Source organism: Luteimonas sp. Soil_C_16, assembly GCF_057657295.1.
This window is the reverse complement of the sequence record NZ_JBDGIS010000007.1, coordinates 133,007-148,642: the sequence shown is the minus strand read 5'-3', so window position 1 is coordinate 148,642 and position 15,636 is coordinate 133,007. Positions and strand designations below refer to the sequence as shown.

Sequence of the window (15,636 nt, the reverse complement as noted above, 5' to 3'; positions counted from 1 at the left end):
AGATCGCGCTGGCGTGATGTGAGTGAAGGCGGCCGATGACTGAACGCGCACGGGATCGCGGTGCACGGGGGATGGCGGGGTGGGCGCGGCGATCCGACATCCGCCGGAGCGCGCGTGGATGCGAGTCCGATGAATACGCGCACGGTGGTCGGTGGGCCAGACCGATGCGCGAATCGCGACGCGTGATGCCACTCGCATCGTGTGGATGGCTGCAAGCTGCAGCTTGACCTGACGCGCGTCGCGCGTCGGCCATCGATCGAGTCCGGTGCAGTCCGCTTTCCGAAAAGAAGAGATGCGGAGGCACCGAGCGGCCCGCACTCAACCCGCCTCGAACGCCGCGATTTCGTCGAGCAGGCGCTGGCTGCGGCGGATGCCGTCTGCGCCGTCGGCGCAGTTGATCGGGCCATCCGTCCTGGCGAGCAGACGTGCGCGGTTGCGCCAGGCGTAGAGCCAGGTCGCTGCGAGACCGACGCCGCCGATGACCAGGCTCCAGACGATCCACGCGGGTGTGGCAGCTGCCGCCGGCGCATCGCCGAGACCGGCGAATGCGACCACGACCGGCAGCCACATGATCCACCACGGTGCGCCGCACAGCCCCGCATTCAATGCGTAGACGCGCAGCAACGCCGCCAGCTGACGCTGGATCTGCAGCACCGGCGCGGCGTAATCGACGCGGCCGGCGAGTACCAGCGTTGCGGTGGCGCCGAGGATCGTCAGCACGCCGAAGGCATGCACCGCGATGCCGGCGACCAGCAGTCCGGCGACGTCTGTGTTGCGGGTCCAGCAGGCGACGCCGAGCACGATCAGCGCAATGCCCAGCGCGGCCTGCACCCAGTGGCCGATCTTCAGCGGGCGCAGCTGTCCCTTCGCCCGCAGCAGCCGGGTTTCGCGCAGCAGAGCGCGCTGCACGGCATCGCTGCGGGCCATGCGGGCTTCCAGCGATTGCCAGGCGGTCTTCAGGTCATCGGGTTCCATGGCAGGTCCTCTAGAGTTCGTGGCGGATGCGCTGGCGCAGCCGGCTGATCTTGGTGGCGACGTTGGTCTCGGAGAGGCCGAGGATGTCGGCGATGTCGCGGTGGCTGCGGTCGTCGAGATAGAGCAGCAGCAGGGCGCGATCGAGCGGCGCCTGTGCGTGGATGAAGCGGTGCAGGGCGCGGACCTGCTGTTCGGCCTGCGGGTCGCGCGGCGCGGGATCGGCGAGGTCGTGCAGGGTCTCGTCGAACGGCACCGCGTGGCGATGGCGCACGGTCGCACTGCGCACCGCGCTGATCGCCACGTTCAGCGCGATCCGGTACATCCAGGTGCTGAAGGTCTTCGCCGGGTCGTATTTCGGCCACGCGCGCCACAGGTGCACGGCGATGTCCTGCGCCAGGTCGGCGCGGTCGTCCGGATCCCGGCAGTAGCTGGCCGCCACGGTCGCGACGATGCCGTGGTGGTCCTGCAGCAGCCGGGTGAATGCGGCGCGGTCGTGCGCAAGCGGCATCGTGGTGTCCATGGGAGTCCGTGTCGAACCTGTCATGAGGTGGTTCGCACGGGCGCGGCAGATATCACACGCCCACGCCGCCGCGCGCGCAAACCGCCCGTCGGCGCCGGCCCGACGCGGCGGGCCCGGGCAGGGCCTGCATCTAATACCTCTTCGCTATTGACGCCGATCCCACCCGCTCCGGTGCCTATACTCGCCATCCCTTGCCCCCACGCAGGCCCATCCAAGATGACTGCTTCAAGCTCCGTGGCGTCACCCGCCGCCCCCAATGCGGCCCGGCCGGCCAGCCTGCGCCGGTCCGTGTCGAACACCCTGAAGGGTTCGGCCGGCAACCTCGTCGAGTGGTTCGACGTCTATGTGTACTCGGTGTTCGCGGTCTATTTCGAGTCGCAGTTCTTCTCGCCCGACGACAAGAATTCCACCCTGTACGTCTGGGCGATCTTCGCCGCGACCTTCCTGATGCGCCCGATCGGCGCGTGGTACTTCGGCCGCTTCGCCGACCGCTACGGCCGGCGCCTGGCGCTCACCGTTTCGGTGTCGGTGATGGCCGGGTGCTCGTTCCTCATCGCGATCAGTCCGACCGCCGAACAGATCGGCATCTGGGCCGCGGTGCTGCTGCTGATCGCACGTCTGGTGCAGGGCTTCGCGACCGGCGGCGAGTACGGCGCCAGTGCGACCTACATGTCCGAGGCCGCGATTCCGGGCCGTCGCGGCTTCCTGTCCTCGTTCCATTACGTGACCCTGGTCGGCGGCCACGTGCTGGCGCAGGCGACGCTGCTGGCGATGCTGCTGATGCTCGACACCTCGCAGATCTCCGAGTGGGGCTGGCGCGTCGCGTTCGGCATCGGTGGCCTCGCGGCGATCGTGGTGTTCTGGCTGCGCCGCACGATGGACGAATCGCTGGAATCGGATTCCATCAAGGAGGCCAAGACCGGCGGCGCGCAGGCTTCGGGCTCGATCCGCGAGCTGTTCGTGAACCAGTGGCGTCCGCTTTTGCTGTGCTTCCTGATCACCGCAGGCGGCACGGTCGCGTTCTACACCTACTCGGTCAACGGTCCGAAGATGATCCAGACCGCATTCGCCGGCGACGACGTCATCGTGGGCACGCTGATCAATCTGGGTCTGCTGACGTTCCTGATGCTGTTGCAGCCGATCGGCGGCTGGCTGTCGGACAGCGTGGGCCGCAAGAGCCTGCTGGTGTTCTTCGGCATCGGCGGCGTGCTCTACACCTGGTACCTGGTGACGGCGCTGCCGCAGCAGACCAGCGCACTGTCGGCCTTCGTCATCCTGGGTATCGGTTTCATCATCCTGACCGGCTACACGTCGATCAACGCGGTGGTGAAGGCGGAACTGTTCCCGACGCACATCCGCGCGCTTGGCGTGGGCCTCGGCTACGCGCTGGCCAACTCGGCCTTCGGCGGCACCGCGCCGCTGCTGTACCAGGCGGCGCTGAAGTCGGACCAGGTGATCACCTTCGCCGTGTATGCCACCGCCATCATCGCGGTCTCGCTGGTGGTCTACGTGTTCTTCCTGAAGAACAAGGACCAGAACTGGCTCGACGACGAAGCGCACATGCGCGACCGGATCAGCAAGCGCGGCTGATCCTCGCGTGACCTCCGAAGCCACCCGCCCCGTGCACCGGAGCGGGTGGCTTTTTCTTTGGGCGACGTGACCGCACGCCCGTCCCGCAGCGCCACTTACTCGTGCGTCAGCGCGCCCGGTGCCCCATCGAACCGGTAGATGTCCATCGCCAGAAAGCCCATGTCGATGCCGGCATCGATGCGCTGCGCGTGCATCGGCGTGCCGGCGGCGCCCATCGCGACGTACAGCGGCAGCAGGTGTTCGTCGGTGGGATGCGCGCGTTCGGCGAACGGCGCCTGCTTCCGGTAGTCGAGCAGCGCATCCACGTCTTCGGCCGCGAGCCGCTGCTCCACCCAGTCGATGAAGGGCTGCACATAAGGCGCCTGACGCGCGTCGTCATAGCTGCGCCAGTCGTGCAGGTTGTGGGTGATGCTGCCCGAGCCGATCACCAGCACACCCTCGTCGCGCAACCGCGCCAGGGCGCGGCCGATCTGGAACTGGTGCACCGGGCCGAGACCCGGCTGGATCGACATCGGCACCACCGGAATGTCGGCATCGGGATACAGCAGCCGCAGCGGCACCCACACGCCGTGATCGAGGCCACGTTGCGGATCGAGCTGCGGCGCCAATCCGGCCGCCTGCAGCAGGTCCGCCACGCGCGCGCCGAGCGCGGTGTCGCCGGGCGCGGGGTAGCGGATGTCGAACAACGCCTGCGGAAAACCGCCGAAATCGTGGATGGTCTCCGGCATCGCCGCGCCACCGACCAGAGGCGCACGCGCCAGCCAGTGCGCGGATGCGATGACGATCGCCCGCGGCCTGGGCAGTGTGCGTGCGAGTTCGGCCAGGCGTTCGCCGACCTGGCCCGGCGCCAGCGCGGTCATCGGCGAGCCGTGCGAGATGTAGAGGGTGGGCAGGCGGGTCATCGGTGTACTCCGGCGCGCGCGGCGCCGGGCGCCGTCACGATGCGGACAGGCTATGCCTCGCGCCGCAGGCGTTAAACGGCCCCGCCAGCGAAGAACTGTTGCGGAGCGGGGACAATCCCGCCGCGACGCGTCGAAGCGCGCCGGGGAGGCATCCAATCGCGCCCCTGCGGCGTATGACCCCATGTCTCCGCCTGCACGTTCCCCACACGGCGCCATGCCCAAGCTGCCTGCCACCGCCGTCTCGAAGGTCACGCCCCTGCAAGGGGCGGTTCGCATGTCCAAACTGCTCGCCGATCCGGCTCCCGATGCGGTGTTCTGGTCCGACCAGATGACCCGCGTCGCGGCGAACGCCGACGTGGACTGCTTCATGCGCATCTACGACCACTTCGCGCCCCGGCTCAACCGGTATCTGCTGGGCCAGGGTATTCAATCCGCGCAGGCCGAGGATCTGGTGCAGGAAGCGATGCTGCGGCTGTGGCGCCGCGCGCGGTCCTTCGATGCCACACGCGCCAGTCTCGGCACGTGGCTGTTCCGCATCGCGCGCAACCTGCACATCGATTCGCTGCGTCGCGGCGCCTCGGCGACCGCGTGGCCCGACGATGTCGACCTGCTGCACGACGACGATGGCGAGGTCGGCGCGAGTGGGCCGGAAGCCTTCACCGATCACGTCGGTCTGGGGCGTGCGATCGACGCACTGCCGGTCGGGCAGGCGCGCCTGATCCGCATGTCGTATCTCGAATCCAAGAGCCACTCGGAAATCTCCAACGAACTCGGCATGCCGCTGGGTTCGGTGAAGTCCACGCTGCGGCGCGCGTTCGCCAAGCTGCGATGCGGGCTGGGAGGCGAGGCGTGAACGTGCCGGTCCGGCATCTCGATCACGCCACGCTGGTCGGCTATTCGGCCGGTGCGCTGCCGGTCGCGTTCGCGGCCGTCGTCGCCAGCCATCTGGAACTGTGCGCGAGCTGCCGCGAGCAGCTGCGTGCGGCCGATGCCATCGGCGCGCGGTTGATCGAGCAGCAGGACGGCGCGCCGCTGTCGGCATCGGCGCGCGATGCGTTCCGTGCGCGGCTCGAAGGCGCCACGCCTGCGCCGCCGGTGGTCGTCGCCGAGCCGGCGCCGGTCGATCCCGACCTGCTGCCGACGCCGCTGCGGCCCTGGTTCGGCGAACGTTATTCCACGCTGCGCTGGCGTGCGGTCGGCCCGGGCATCCATCTGCTGCGCGCGCAGGACGCCGCGCTCGGCGCGCAGTTGCTGATGCTGCGCACGGCGTCCGGCAAGCGGATGCCGATGCACAGCCATGGCAACAACGAACTGACCCTGATCCTGCGCGGCGCCTACGACGACGTGCTCGGCCATTTCGGTCCGGGTGACGTCGCCGATCTCGATCACGAGACCGAACACCAGCCGGTCACCAGCCACGGCGTGCCGTGCATCTGCGTCGCCGCGTCCGATGCGCCGATGCGGTTCAGCGGCTGGATCGCGCGCGCGATGCAGTCCGTCCTGCGGCTCTGACACGCGCTCGGAGGGGTGCGTCTGGCGCACCGTCGCGTGCGTCGTGGCAGGCTGTGCGGCCCGATCACTTGCGAGGCAGGCCGATGCAGCCCTTCCGTCTCTTTTCCGGCCTGGTGTGCGCCGCATTGCTCGGCGGTTGCGCGGGCGGTGCCGCGATGTCGACGAGCGAGCGCCCCGCGATCGGCGGATTGACCGCGTACGCGCCGGGCTTCGATGCCGTCGTCGCGCCCGACGCGACGATCGAGCGTCTGGCCGACGGCTTCACCTGGGCCGAAGGTCCGGCATGGATGGAGGATGGCGGCTATCTGCTCTTCACCGACGTGCCGGAGAACCGGATCCATCGCTGGTCGGAGGCGGATGGTCTGTCGGTATTCCTCGAACCGTCCGGCTACGACGGCCCGCCGACCGGTGTGCTGCGCGAAGCCGGCGCGAACGGCCTGTTCGCGGAACCGTCAGGCACGGTGCTGCTGGCCGATTCCGGCAGCCGCACGCTCGCGCGGCTCGATCCGCGGACCGGACAGAAGACCGTGCTCGCGCGCGCATACGACGGCCGGCGCTTCAACAGTCCCAACGATGTCGTGCGCCGTAGCGACGGCGCGATCTTCTTCACCGATCCGCCGTACGGGCTGAAGGATCTCGATGAGTCGCCGGTCAAGGAATTGCCGTTCAACGGTGTCTACCGGCTCGATACCGACGGCCGCGTGCATCTGCTCGACGACGGCCTGACCCGCCCAAACGGCATCGCGCTGTCGCCCGACGAACGCACGCTTTATGTCGCCAATTCCGATCCCGAACGCGCGATCTGGATGGCGTACGCGCTCGACGCAGAAGGCGACGTCATTTCGCGACGCGTGTTCGCCGATGCCGGTGATCTGGTCGGCGACGCGGCGCCCGGTCTGCCGGACGGCATGACCGTCGCTGCCAATGGCACTGTGTTCGCGACCGGCCCCGGCGGCGTGCTGGTGTTCGCGCCGGATGGCATGCGGCTGGGCCGGATCGAAACCGGCAGCGCGGTCGCCAACGTCGCCTTCGGCGACGACGGCCGCACGCTGTATCTGGCGTCGGACAGCATCCTCGCGCGCGTGTGTCTGAAGATCGCAGGGCCTGCGACCTCGCGCTGATACACCACAAAGCGCGCCCGGATCGCTCATCTGCATGCTCACCACGCTCGCCATCGCCCATTACCGTTCGCTGCACACGCTGGTGGTGCCGATGGGGCGGTTGAATCTCGTCACCGGTGCCAACGGCAGCGGCAAGTCCAGCCTGTATCGCGCGCTGCGCCTGCTCGCCGAAACCGCGCAGGGCGGCGTGGTGTCGGCGCTCGCGCGCGAAGGGGGCCTGCAGTCCACGCTGTGGGCCGGGCCGGAAACGCTCAGCGCGCGCATGCGTCGCGGTGAGGTGCCGGTCCAGGGCGGGCCGCGACAGCAGCCCGTGTCGCTGAAACTCGGCTTCGCCGGCGCACAGTTCGGCTACGCGATCGATCTCGGCCTGCCCGTGCCCTCGCAGTCGCTGTTCGCGCAGGACCCCGAGATCAAGCGCGAGGTGATCTGGGGCGGCCCGTTCCTGCGGCAGGGCAACACGCTGGTTGATCGCCGCGGTGCGCTGGTGCGGGTGCGCGACGGTCGCCAGTGGCGGGTCGCCGGCGAACATCTGAATCCGTTCGAAAGCCTCTTCGGCCAGATCGCCGATCCGCGCAATGCGCCCGAAGTGCTGCAGCTGCGCGAGACGATCCGCGGCTGGCGTTTCTACGATCACTTCCGCGCCGATGCCGATGCGCCTGCGCGTCTGCCCCAACTCGGCACGCGCACGCCGGTGCTCAGTCACGACGGCCACGATCTCGCCGCGGCCTGGGCCACGGTCCGCGAGATCGGCGATGTCGAAGCGCTGGACGCCGCGGTCGCCGACGCGTTTCCCGGCGCGCGCGTCGAGGTGCTGGTGGAGGGCGGACGCTTCTCGCTGCAGTTCCGCCAGCACGGGTTGCTGCGGCCGCTGTCGGCCGCCGAACTGTCGGATGGCACGCTGCGCTATCTGCTGTGGATCGCCGCGCTGCACACACCGCGTCCGCCGCCGCTGATGGTGCTCAACGAACCCGAGACCAGCCTGCATCCTGATCTGCTGCCGGCACTGGCGCGGCTGATTGCCGGTGCATCGCGACGCACCCAGGTCTGGGTGGTCTCGCATGCGACGCGGCTGATCGCCGCGCTGGAACAGAGTCCCGACTGCAATCCGGTCCAGCTGGTCAAACGCGACAGCCAGACGACGATCGAAGGGCAGGGGATGCTGGACGCGCCGGCGTGGTACTGGCCGGAGCGCTGAGCCTGCAACGGTTCACCAGATCGACGCGCGGGCCGATGGCGCGACGAACAGGGCGTTGCCCTCACGCACGTCGAACGCGTCGTACCAGGCCTGCAGATTCCGCACGACGCCGTTGACCCGGTAGCGCGCGGGCGAGTGATAGGCCTGCTCGATGTCGGACTTCAGCGAGGCTTCGCTGTCGAGACAGCGCCACAGCTGCGCCCAGCCGAGGAAGAACCGCTGTTCGCCGGTGAAGCCGCCGCGCGTCGCGCGGGTGTCGATGCCGTGTGCGGCGGCGTAGAGACGGTAGGCATCGAGCGCGACGGTCACGCCGACCAGATCCGACAGGTTCTCGCCGAGACTGCGGCGCCCGTCGAGATGCGCGCCGGGCAGCGGCTCGTACGCATCGAACTGCGCGACGAGCACCTCGGTGCGTGCATCGAACGCCGCGCGTGTCGCAGGCGTCCACCAGTCGCGCAGATTGCCCTGGTCGTCGAAGCGCGAGCCCTGATCGTCGAACCCGTGCGCCATCTCGTGGCCGAGCACGGCGCCGATCGCACCGAAGTTCACCGCGGCGTCGGCCGTCGCATCGAACGCGGGCGCCTGCAGCAGGCCGGCCGGAAACGTCACCACATTGAGCTGCGGACTGAAGCTGCCATCCACCGACTGCGGCGGCAGATGCCAACGGTACGGCAGCGCGGGATCCACGAGGTGACGCGATTCGAGCGCCACCTGCGCGGCGAGCAGGCGATGGATGTTGCCGATGGGATCGGTCGGCGAGATTCCGACGTCGGCGTAGTCGCGCAGATCATCCGGATAGCCGAGCCGCAGGCCCATCGCGTCGATCTTCGCCAGCGCGGTCGCGCGCGTGTCGGCATCCAGCCAGTCCGCGGTCTCGATGCGCGTGCGGAAGGCCTGCTTCATGAAGGGCGCCATCGCATCGATCGCGTCGCGGTGGTCCGGCGGGAAGAACTGCGCGACGTACCTCGCACCGACCAGCTCCGGAAGATTCTGGCTGACGAACTGGAGGCCGCGGTCCGCGCGCGACCGCCGGGTGGTCTGGCCGCCCAGCGTGGTGCCGTAGAACTGGAAGCTGGCGTCCTGGTAGGGCGTCGGCAGCAGATGCGCGTGGTTGTGGATCCAGTGGAACGCGAGATACGCGCGCCACGTGTCCAACGGCGTCTCGGCGAAGATCGCCGCGCAATCGCGGATTGCGGTGTCCGTGTTGAGCACGATGGTGTCGACCGGCGGATGACCGGTCGCTGCGAGATACGCGGCCCATGGGAAGCCGGGCGCATAGGCACCGAGTGCCGATACCGGCATGAGGTGATAGTTGCGCCTGCGATCGCGCAGCCATTCGGCGTTCCACTGCACCGCGGAGAGGCGCGTTTCCAGCGCGAGCACGGCAGCGCCGCGTGCGGCACCGTCTTCGATGCCGGCACGCGTCAGCGTCTGCGCGATGTAGTCGACGTAGGCCGCGCGTTGCGCGGCGCTGGTGGCGTCGGTCAGTGCGTACTGGCTCGCCCGCGGCAGGCCCACGACGCGGCCGCCGGCGATCTGCTGGTCGAGATGCAACAGGCTGCGGCGTGTGTCGCCCGCATCGAGGAACACGTAGGCGCCGACGATGGTGTGCGACATCGGATGCGCCATCCGTGCGGCGACGCCGTCGGGGCTGTCGATCGTCATGATCGCGTCCAGGTCCGCCTGGATCGGCTGCAGGCCCGCGCGGTCGATCGCCGCGACGTCGGTGTAGCTGGTGTAGAGATCGGCGAGCCTGCTGCTGCCCGGCGGCTGCGCCACCGCGTCTTCGAGGAGCGTGCGGATGCGCGTCTGCGTGCGCAGGAACATCGCGTTCAACTCGTTGTACTGCGCGTAGCCGGCGGGACGGACGGCGCTGTCGAGCCAGCCCGTGTTGACGTAGGTATAGAAATCGTCGCCCGGCGCGATACCGGGTTGCATGGAGGTGAGATCGATGCCCCAGCCACCCCCCGCCTGCCCGTCAGGCGCTGCGAAGGCGCGCTGCGTCGCGATGGCCAGCGGCAGCAGTGCGAGACCTGTACACAGCCGGCGACGTGCGCGATTCAAGTCGGGGGATGCAGAGGATCCGGACATCTCGACTCCATCAAGTCGGCGGAGACTGCGCGGCCGGCGAGCGGTTGTGCGCGTGGTTACCACCGGCGCTGGTGTCAGGCCGGTGGTGCAGGACATGACAGTTCGCCGCGCAGCGACCGGCTGCGCTGCGCAGGCCGCCGGAGTCAGAGACGCTCGGTCAGACCGTTGCGGATCGCGGCATCCATCAGCGCACGGGCTTCGCGTTCGGCGCGCGCGCTGGCGGTCTGCTGGCGCGTGGCGAGTGCAGTCTGCTCGCGCGCCAGTCCCAGCTGTTGCGTGGCCAGACGCTGCATCTCCGCCTGCATGCCGGCCTGCTCGCGCTGCAGCGCGGCGCTCACGCTCGCATCCACCTGGGCCCGGACGTTGACGTCGGCCAGCGCGCGTGTCGCGGCCTGCACGGCGATCTCCGCCTGGCGTGCGCCCAGCGTGCCCTGCTGGCCACCGAGCTCGCCCTGCAGCGCGCCGAGTTCGCCCTGCGCTTCTCCAAGCGCCGTCACTTCGGCGTAGGCGTCGCGGATCGCTTCGATCGTGGCGCGGTCGCGCACCACGTAGCGCGCATCGCCGCGGCGCATCCACAGCAGCGGTGCATCGCCGCGACGCGCGGCCTGCGCCTCGCGGAGCTCGTCGGTCGCGCTGACCGCGATGCTGTGATCGTCATCGAGCAGCACGAACGCGTTTTCGCCGCGCTGCGTGCCGAGGGTGAAGGTGCCGCGCAGGGCGCCGGTCGGCGGGGCCGGCGGTTCGGGCGGCGCGACCGGTGCAGCCGGGGCGACGGGCGCCGGCGGTGCAGGCGGATCCGGCATGTCGGCCGGGTCGACCGGCACGCCGTTGCGGGTCGCGGTCCGCGCCGTCGTCGTCGACGTGCGCGAGGTCGCGGTTGCCGGTTTCGGGGCAGGCGCGGGACGCGCGGCGGGTGCCGGCGTTTCCGGTGCGACGGCCGGCGTCGCGGCGGTCAGGCGATAGGGCATGACACCGACGACGCCGATCGCGACGGTCATCAGCACCGCGACGACGCGCGGCAGGGACGAAGTGGTCTGGAGCATGGTGAGTCTCCGCTTGAGGAGGGTGAAGTCGGGCGAGGCACTGGCCAGCCCGGCGCAGGGACGCGGCGCGACGCCGAGACGCAGTAGCAGCTGGCCGTACTCGCGTGCGCAGTGACGGTTGCCTTCGAGCACGGCGGCATCGCAGGCGGCTTCGCGGCTCAGGCCGTATTCGCGTGCGGCCAGATGGGCGAGGGGATGGAAGAAGAACAGGTGCTGCGCGAGTGCGGGCACCAGGCCGAGCCACAGATCCCGGCGCTGCAGATGCACCAGTTCGTGGGTCAGCGCCATGTCGAGTTCGTCGGGCTGCATCGAGTCCGCATGGTGCGCGGGCAGCAGCAGGACCGGACGCCACGGGCCGACGAGCTGCGGCGAATCGATTGCATCCGACAGGCGCAGACGCGGCGGCGCATGCAGGCCGTGCGCCTCGGCGGCGAGCGCGAGTGCGTGCAGGAGGCTGCGGTCGCGACAGGGCATGGACGCGCGCAGCAGGCGCCGCGTCGCTAGGCAGCCGCGCAGGCTGCGCGTGACCATGACGCTCAGGCCCAGCAGCCATGCCACGGCGAGCGCCAGCGGCCACGACCACGTGGGCGACGCCGCAGCCGACTGTGTCGGTGCGAAGACGATCGAGGCCTCGTCCAGCGTGATCGCCGGTGCGACCTGCGCGACCTGCAGCGCGGGCTGCACGGTCTCGGCCGGCAGCAGCGGAAGGGCCATCGGGCTGGACCACGCCAGGCCGACCAGCAGCTGCAGCGCGACCAGCCACCACAGCCAGCAACGGGTCGCGGCCGACAGGCGCGGCACCAGGCGGCACAGCGCCCAGACCACCGCGACGAGGATCGTGGACTGCACGCTCGCGGCCAGCAGGCGCGGCAGCAGGATGTCGCTGATCAGTTCGAGGGCCATCTCAACGCTCCTTGCGCTTGGACTGCAGGTTGGCGACCAGCGCCTCGAGTTCGGCGAGTTCGTCGGCGCTGATGTCCTTGCGCTCCGACATCCACGCGACGAACGGCGACACCGAGCCCTGCAGCGTCTTCTCGACGAAACTGCCCACCGCGTTGCGCACCACGTCGTCCTGGCGCGCGGTGGCCGAGTAGCGGTACACGCCGCCGTCGCCCTGCTTGCGCTTGAGGTAGGACTTCGCGCGCAGGCGTTCCATCATCGTCAGCACCGTGGAGCGGGCCAGCCCGCGCGGCTCGCCGAAGGTGGCGGCGACCTCGCCGACGGAGGCGGCCTCGTGTTCGGCGATGTGCTGCAGCAGGGCCAGTTCCTGGTCCCCGACGGTCTTGTTGCGCATGGCACGTTCCCTGGTGACTACAACTGTAGGCAGATTGCGCCTGACTACAGATGTAGTCAATAGGCGGGAAGTCATTCCGTCGTCTGGCGGCGGCAGCGCTCGTGTCCACGCGCGATGCCGGCTGCCCGTTGGCAGTCCGTGGGTGTTCTGTCGTCAGCCGCGCGCGTTTCCGTCGACATCCGTCTGGCAGGCATGAGGCCGCCGCTGTCGATGCCCGTACGTGCGTGCCGACACCGGGGTGCGGCGAACAACGAATGACGCCGGCCTGCGGGCCCGTGCGTGCACTGCAGGCGTCGCACGCACAGTGCCGTCGCCGCAACGCGCTCAGTCGAGCCCGAACGATCCGGTCTCGACCTCGCCGGCACGCTGGTAGCGCGACACGACGATGCCGGTCGGCGAGACGACGGAGCTCTCGAGCGAGAAGGTCACCGCCTGCGCGTCGTCGCCGAACAGCCGCTTGCCTGCGCCGAGCAGCACCGGGAACGTCATCAGCTGCAGAGTGTCGACGAGATCAGTCGCCAGCAGTTGCTGCACGAGCGCACCGCTGCCCTGGGTCAGCAGGTCGGAGCCGTCCTGCGCTTTCAGCGTGCGCAGTGCGCCGATGACGTCGTCGCCGAGCGCGCGGCTGTTCTGCCAGTCCAACGAGTCCGGTCGATGCGTGGCGACGTGCTTGGTCACGCCGTTGAACAGCGTGGCGAGACCGGCATCGCCGTTGTCGGCCGGCACGCGCGGCCAGTGCGCGGCGAAGATGTCGTAGGTGCGGCGGCCGAGCAGCAGGTCGAAGGGCCGTGCGAACAGCGCGTCGATGGACGCGCCGAAGACCGGATCGGCGAAGTGCACGGTCCAGCCGCCGTGGGCGAATCCGCCGCTGGTGTCTTCCTGCGGGCCGCCGGGGCCTTGCAGGACGCCGTCGAGGCTGACGAAGGCGGCAACGATGAGCTTGCGCATGGTGTGTCTCCGGTTGCGTGGTGGCCGCCGGGTGGCGGTCTCGTCATGACGACGCATGCAGGTGTGCAAAATCGACATCCGATGCGTGCGATCCCGCAACGCATGACGCAGCCACGTGGGGTCGTACGCGCTGATGCAGGCGTGCGCACGGGTTCACATCGGCGTGGCTAGACTCGCCGCCACTCCTCCAGCGGACCTCCCGTCATGATCAAGCGCCTCGCTTCCGTCGCACTCGTCGCCCTGCTAACCGCGTGCAGCGCGCCCGCCGAACGCAGCACCGCTGCGGTCACGCCGGTCGGCGGCCCGGACAAGGCAACCGTCACCAACGAAGCCGACTGCCAGCGTGTGGGTGGGCAGTGGACCCAGCTCGGCCGCGCGCCGGTCAAGCAGTGCCTGCGCCAGACCACCGACGCCGGCAAGGCGTGTACCGATTCGGAGCAGTGCGAAGGCCAGTGCCTCGCGCCTGAAGGCAGCGCCGACGGTACCCGGGTCGGCGGCAGCTGCAGCGTCGACACCAACGCCTTCGGTTGCCAGCAGCGTCTGCGTGATGGCGTGGCGTCGACGATCTGCGTCGACTGAACGGCGCGCATTGCCCGGCGTGATGCCGGGCGATGACCGCGGCAACTTCATGGGGCCTGCATAAGCCGGAGCATAGGGTCGAGGCTCACCCGCGCCCCGGAGGCGTCATGACCCGTCCCATCTTCAAAGTTGGTGTGCCGATGCTGCTCGCGCTCGCATCGGCGCCCGTGTTCGCCCAGCAACTCCAGCAGCCCACGACGCCGGCACGTCCGGCCATGCAGCCCGCAGCCGCACCGGTGACGCCTGCCGTGCCGGCGACGCCGTCGCAGCGCGGTCAGCCGCCGGGCACGATCCCGTCCACCGGTCCGGCGCCGCAGATGCGTCCGCAGCCGGCACCTACGGTCAACCAGCCGATCGCGCCACGTGCGATGCCGACGCAGATGCGCGATGCGCAGGGCCGGATCGTGCCCGGCGCGCAGGAAGTCGCACCCGGTCGTGCACGTGATCCGGTGACCGGTCAGGAGTTCCAGACCACGCCGCCCCCGCGTCCGTGAGCGGTTGCTGACAGCACATCTCCGAAAAGAAGCGCGCCGCCGATGACCGGCGGCGCGCATGCGACGCTCAGTCGAGCGTCGGATAGTCCGTGTAACCGGCGTCGCCGCCGCCGTAGAACGTCGCCTGATCCGGCGTGTTGAGCGGCGCATCCTCGCGCAGACGTCGCACCAGATCCGGGTTTGCGATGAAGGGCCGTCCGAAAGCCACCGCATCGGCGTGACCGGACGCTACTGCGGCTTCCGCATCGGCCTTGTCGTAATCGTTGTTGACGATCCACGCACCGGTGCCACCGGCCTTGGCATACGTCGCCTTCAACGCGGCGTAGTCGAAGGGCGCATCGCCCTGCGTGTAATCGCGCTTGCCGCCGGTCGCACCTTCGATGACGTGCACGAAGGCCAGATCCAGCGGCGCCAGCACCTCGACCACATGCGCGAACAGCGGCTGCGGATCCGGATCGTGCGCATCGTTCGCCGGCGTGACCGGCGAGATCCTGATGCCGGTGCGGTCGCCGCCGATCTCCTCGACCACGGCGCACATGACTTCGCCCAGGAACCGTGCGCGATTCTCGATGCTGCCGCCGTAGGCATCCGTGCGCGCATTGCTGCCGCTACGCAGGAACTGGTCGATCAGATAGCCGTTGGCCGCGTGGACTTCGACACCGTCGAAACCGGCGTCGATCGCGGCGCGCGCGGCGCGGCGGTAGTCCTCGACGATGCCGGGCAGCTCGTCGAGCGCCAGTGCACGCGGCGTGGACGTGTCGACGAAGGCGCCGTTGCCGTCGGCGTCGTGGATGAAGGTCTTGCTCTTGGCCGCGATCGCCGACGGCGCGACCGGCGCCTGGCCATCGGGCTGCAACGAGGTGTGCGAGATGCGACCCACATGCCACAACTGCACGACGATCCGGCCGCCTTCGGCATGCACGGCATCGGTGACGCGGCGCCAACCCGCGAGCTGCTCGGGCGCGTACAGCCCCGGCACATCGGCGTAGCCCTGTCCCTGATGGGTGATCGCGGTGGCTTCGGTGACCAGCAGGCCCGCGGTCGCGCGCTGCGCGTAGTAGAGCGCGGTGCGCGGTGGCGGAATCGCGTTCGGCGAACGGTTGCGGGTCAGCGGCGCCATCACGACGCGGTTGGCGAGCGACAGCGCGCCGGCGGTCAGGGGATCGAACAGAGTGGGCATCGGGCGGTTCCTGGCAGTGAACGCCCGAACTGCTGGGCCGGGCCGCGTTTTTCAAGCGCGGCGCGGGCACGCGCGGCGGGATGCTCCGTTGCGATGGTGCACGCGGCCGTCATCGAACCGTCATCACCGCAGGCCAACCGGACAGACGTTAGCGTCCATTCACCTGACGCCGAGTCCACCCCCGATGCCGCA

15 protein-coding genes are annotated in these 15,636 nt (G+C 69.6%); 7 read left to right on the top strand and 8 right to left on the bottom strand.

The features are described from left to right. Positions 1 to 318 precede the first annotated feature (318 nt). Positions 319 to 975: a hypothetical protein gene (locus AC3A5T_RS13955; protein ID WP_487629086.1), complete on the bottom strand. Its 657-nt coding sequence runs from the start codon at positions 973 to 975 to the stop codon at positions 319 to 321. Positions 976 to 985: 10 nt separating this feature from the next. Beyond that, on the bottom strand, positions 986 to 1,483 hold the full coding sequence (locus tag AC3A5T_RS13950) for an RNA polymerase sigma factor (protein ID WP_487629146.1): 498 nt from the start codon (positions 1,481 to 1,483) through the stop codon (positions 986 to 988). A 228-nt stretch (positions 1,484 to 1,711) separates the two neighbouring features. Here AC3A5T_RS13950 and AC3A5T_RS13945 point away from each other — a divergent pair, with 228 nt between their 5' ends. After that, positions 1,712 to 3,085 (top strand): MFS transporter, encoded by a 1,374-nt coding sequence (locus AC3A5T_RS13945; protein WP_332076458.1) that lies wholly within the window; start codon positions 1,712 to 1,714, stop codon positions 3,083 to 3,085. A gap of 95 nt (positions 3,086 to 3,180) precedes the next feature. On the opposite strand, the gene AC3A5T_RS13940 is transcribed toward AC3A5T_RS13945, so the two are convergent. Continuing rightward, positions 3,181 to 3,987: a dioxygenase family protein gene (locus AC3A5T_RS13940; RefSeq protein WP_487629085.1), complete on the bottom strand. Its 807-nt coding sequence runs from the start codon at positions 3,985 to 3,987 to the stop codon at positions 3,181 to 3,183. A 274-nt stretch (positions 3,988 to 4,261) separates the two neighbouring features. Between AC3A5T_RS13940 and AC3A5T_RS13935 the strand changes: the two genes are divergently transcribed. From AC3A5T_RS13935 to AC3A5T_RS13920, 4 genes are all read left to right on the top strand, one after another. Further along, positions 4,262 to 4,840, top strand: coding sequence for a sigma-70 family RNA polymerase sigma factor (locus AC3A5T_RS13935; RefSeq protein ID WP_487629084.1), 579 nt, complete (start codon positions 4,262 to 4,264; stop codon positions 4,838 to 4,840). Continuing rightward, positions 4,837 to 5,499 (top strand): ChrR family anti-sigma-E factor, encoded by a 663-nt coding sequence (locus AC3A5T_RS13930; RefSeq protein WP_487629083.1) that lies wholly within the window; start codon positions 4,837 to 4,839, stop codon positions 5,497 to 5,499. Before AC3A5T_RS13935 ends, AC3A5T_RS13930 begins: the two co-directional genes overlap by 4 nt. 83 nt (positions 5,500 to 5,582) lie before the next feature. Beyond that, entirely contained in the window at positions 5,583 to 6,620 is a 1,038-nt protein-coding gene (locus AC3A5T_RS13925) for an SMP-30/gluconolactonase/LRE family protein (RefSeq protein ID WP_487629082.1), read from the top strand. A 34-nt stretch (positions 6,621 to 6,654) separates the two neighbouring features. Continuing rightward, positions 6,655 to 7,815, top strand: a complete 1,161-nt coding sequence (locus AC3A5T_RS13920; RefSeq protein ID WP_487629081.1) for an AAA family ATPase — start codon at positions 6,655 to 6,657, stop codon at positions 7,813 to 7,815. 12 nt (positions 7,816 to 7,827) lie between these two features. On the opposite strand, the gene AC3A5T_RS13915 is transcribed toward AC3A5T_RS13920, so the two are convergent. The 4 genes from AC3A5T_RS13915 to AC3A5T_RS13900 form a co-directional block, all read right to left on the bottom strand. Beyond that, positions 7,828 to 9,906: a M13 family metallopeptidase gene (locus AC3A5T_RS13915; RefSeq protein ID WP_487629080.1), complete on the bottom strand. Its 2,079-nt coding sequence runs from the start codon at positions 9,904 to 9,906 to the stop codon at positions 7,828 to 7,830. Between the two features lie 143 nt (positions 9,907 to 10,049). Further along, entirely contained in the window at positions 10,050 to 11,852 is a 1,803-nt protein-coding gene (locus AC3A5T_RS13910) for a M56 family metallopeptidase (protein ID WP_487629079.1), read from the bottom strand. A gap of 1 nt (position 11,853) precedes the next feature. Continuing rightward, positions 11,854 to 12,243: a BlaI/MecI/CopY family transcriptional regulator gene (locus tag AC3A5T_RS13905; RefSeq protein ID WP_232114558.1), complete on the bottom strand. Its 390-nt coding sequence runs from the start codon at positions 12,241 to 12,243 to the stop codon at positions 11,854 to 11,856. A 324-nt stretch (positions 12,244 to 12,567) separates the two neighbouring features. Beyond that, positions 12,568 to 13,191, bottom strand: coding sequence for a dihydrofolate reductase family protein (locus tag AC3A5T_RS13900; protein WP_487629078.1), 624 nt, complete (start codon positions 13,189 to 13,191; stop codon positions 12,568 to 12,570). 204 nt (positions 13,192 to 13,395) lie between these two features. Between AC3A5T_RS13900 and AC3A5T_RS13895 the strand changes: the two genes are divergently transcribed. Beyond that, entirely contained in the window at positions 13,396 to 13,770 is a 375-nt protein-coding gene (locus AC3A5T_RS13895; protein WP_487629077.1) for a hypothetical protein, read from the top strand. 107 nt (positions 13,771 to 13,877) lie between these two features. Next, on the top strand, positions 13,878 to 14,264 hold the full coding sequence (locus AC3A5T_RS13890) for a hypothetical protein (RefSeq protein ID WP_487629076.1): 387 nt from the start codon (positions 13,878 to 13,880) through the stop codon (positions 14,262 to 14,264). Between the two features lie 67 nt (positions 14,265 to 14,331). On the opposite strand, the gene AC3A5T_RS13885 is transcribed toward AC3A5T_RS13890, so the two are convergent. Beyond that, complete coding sequence (locus AC3A5T_RS13885; RefSeq protein ID WP_487629075.1) at positions 14,332 to 15,444, bottom strand: alkene reductase; 1,113 nt, start codon at positions 15,442 to 15,444, stop codon at positions 14,332 to 14,334. Positions 15,445 to 15,636: the final 192 nt, after the last annotated feature.

Coding starts and splice junctions, on each gene's coding strand:
- AC3A5T_RS13955 (WP_487629086.1), bottom strand. CDS start 975: ATGGAACCCGATGACCTGAAGACCGCCTGGCAATCGCTGGAAGCCCGC.
- AC3A5T_RS13950 (WP_487629146.1), bottom strand. CDS start 1,483: ATGCCGCTTGCGCACGACCGCGCCGCATTCACCCGGCTGCTGCAGGAC.
- AC3A5T_RS13945 (WP_332076458.1), top strand. CDS start 1,712: ATGACTGCTTCAAGCTCCGTGGCGTCACCCGCCGCCCCCAATGCGGCC.
- AC3A5T_RS13940 (WP_487629085.1), bottom strand. CDS start 3,987: ATGACCCGCCTGCCCACCCTCTACATCTCGCACGGCTCGCCGATGACC.
- AC3A5T_RS13935 (WP_487629084.1), top strand. CDS start 4,262: ATGTCCAAACTGCTCGCCGATCCGGCTCCCGATGCGGTGTTCTGGTCC.
- AC3A5T_RS13925 (WP_487629082.1), top strand. CDS start 5,583: ATGCAGCCCTTCCGTCTCTTTTCCGGCCTGGTGTGCGCCGCATTGCTC.
- AC3A5T_RS13920 (WP_487629081.1), top strand. CDS start 6,655: ATGCTCACCACGCTCGCCATCGCCCATTACCGTTCGCTGCACACGCTG.
- AC3A5T_RS13915 (WP_487629080.1), bottom strand. CDS start 9,906: ATGTCCGGATCCTCTGCATCCCCCGACTTGAATCGCGCACGTCGCCGG.
- AC3A5T_RS13910 (WP_487629079.1), bottom strand. CDS start 11,852: ATGGCCCTCGAACTGATCAGCGACATCCTGCTGCCGCGCCTGCTGGCC.
- AC3A5T_RS13905 (WP_232114558.1), bottom strand. CDS start 12,243: ATGCGCAACAAGACCGTCGGGGACCAGGAACTGGCCCTGCTGCAGCAC.
- AC3A5T_RS13900 (WP_487629078.1), bottom strand. CDS start 13,191: ATGCGCAAGCTCATCGTTGCCGCCTTCGTCAGCCTCGACGGCGTCCTG.
- AC3A5T_RS13895 (WP_487629077.1), top strand. CDS start 13,396: ATGATCAAGCGCCTCGCTTCCGTCGCACTCGTCGCCCTGCTAACCGCG.
- AC3A5T_RS13890 (WP_487629076.1), top strand. CDS start 13,878: ATGACCCGTCCCATCTTCAAAGTTGGTGTGCCGATGCTGCTCGCGCTC.
- AC3A5T_RS13885 (WP_487629075.1), bottom strand. CDS start 15,444: ATGCCCACTCTGTTCGATCCCCTGACCGCCGGCGCGCTGTCGCTCGCC.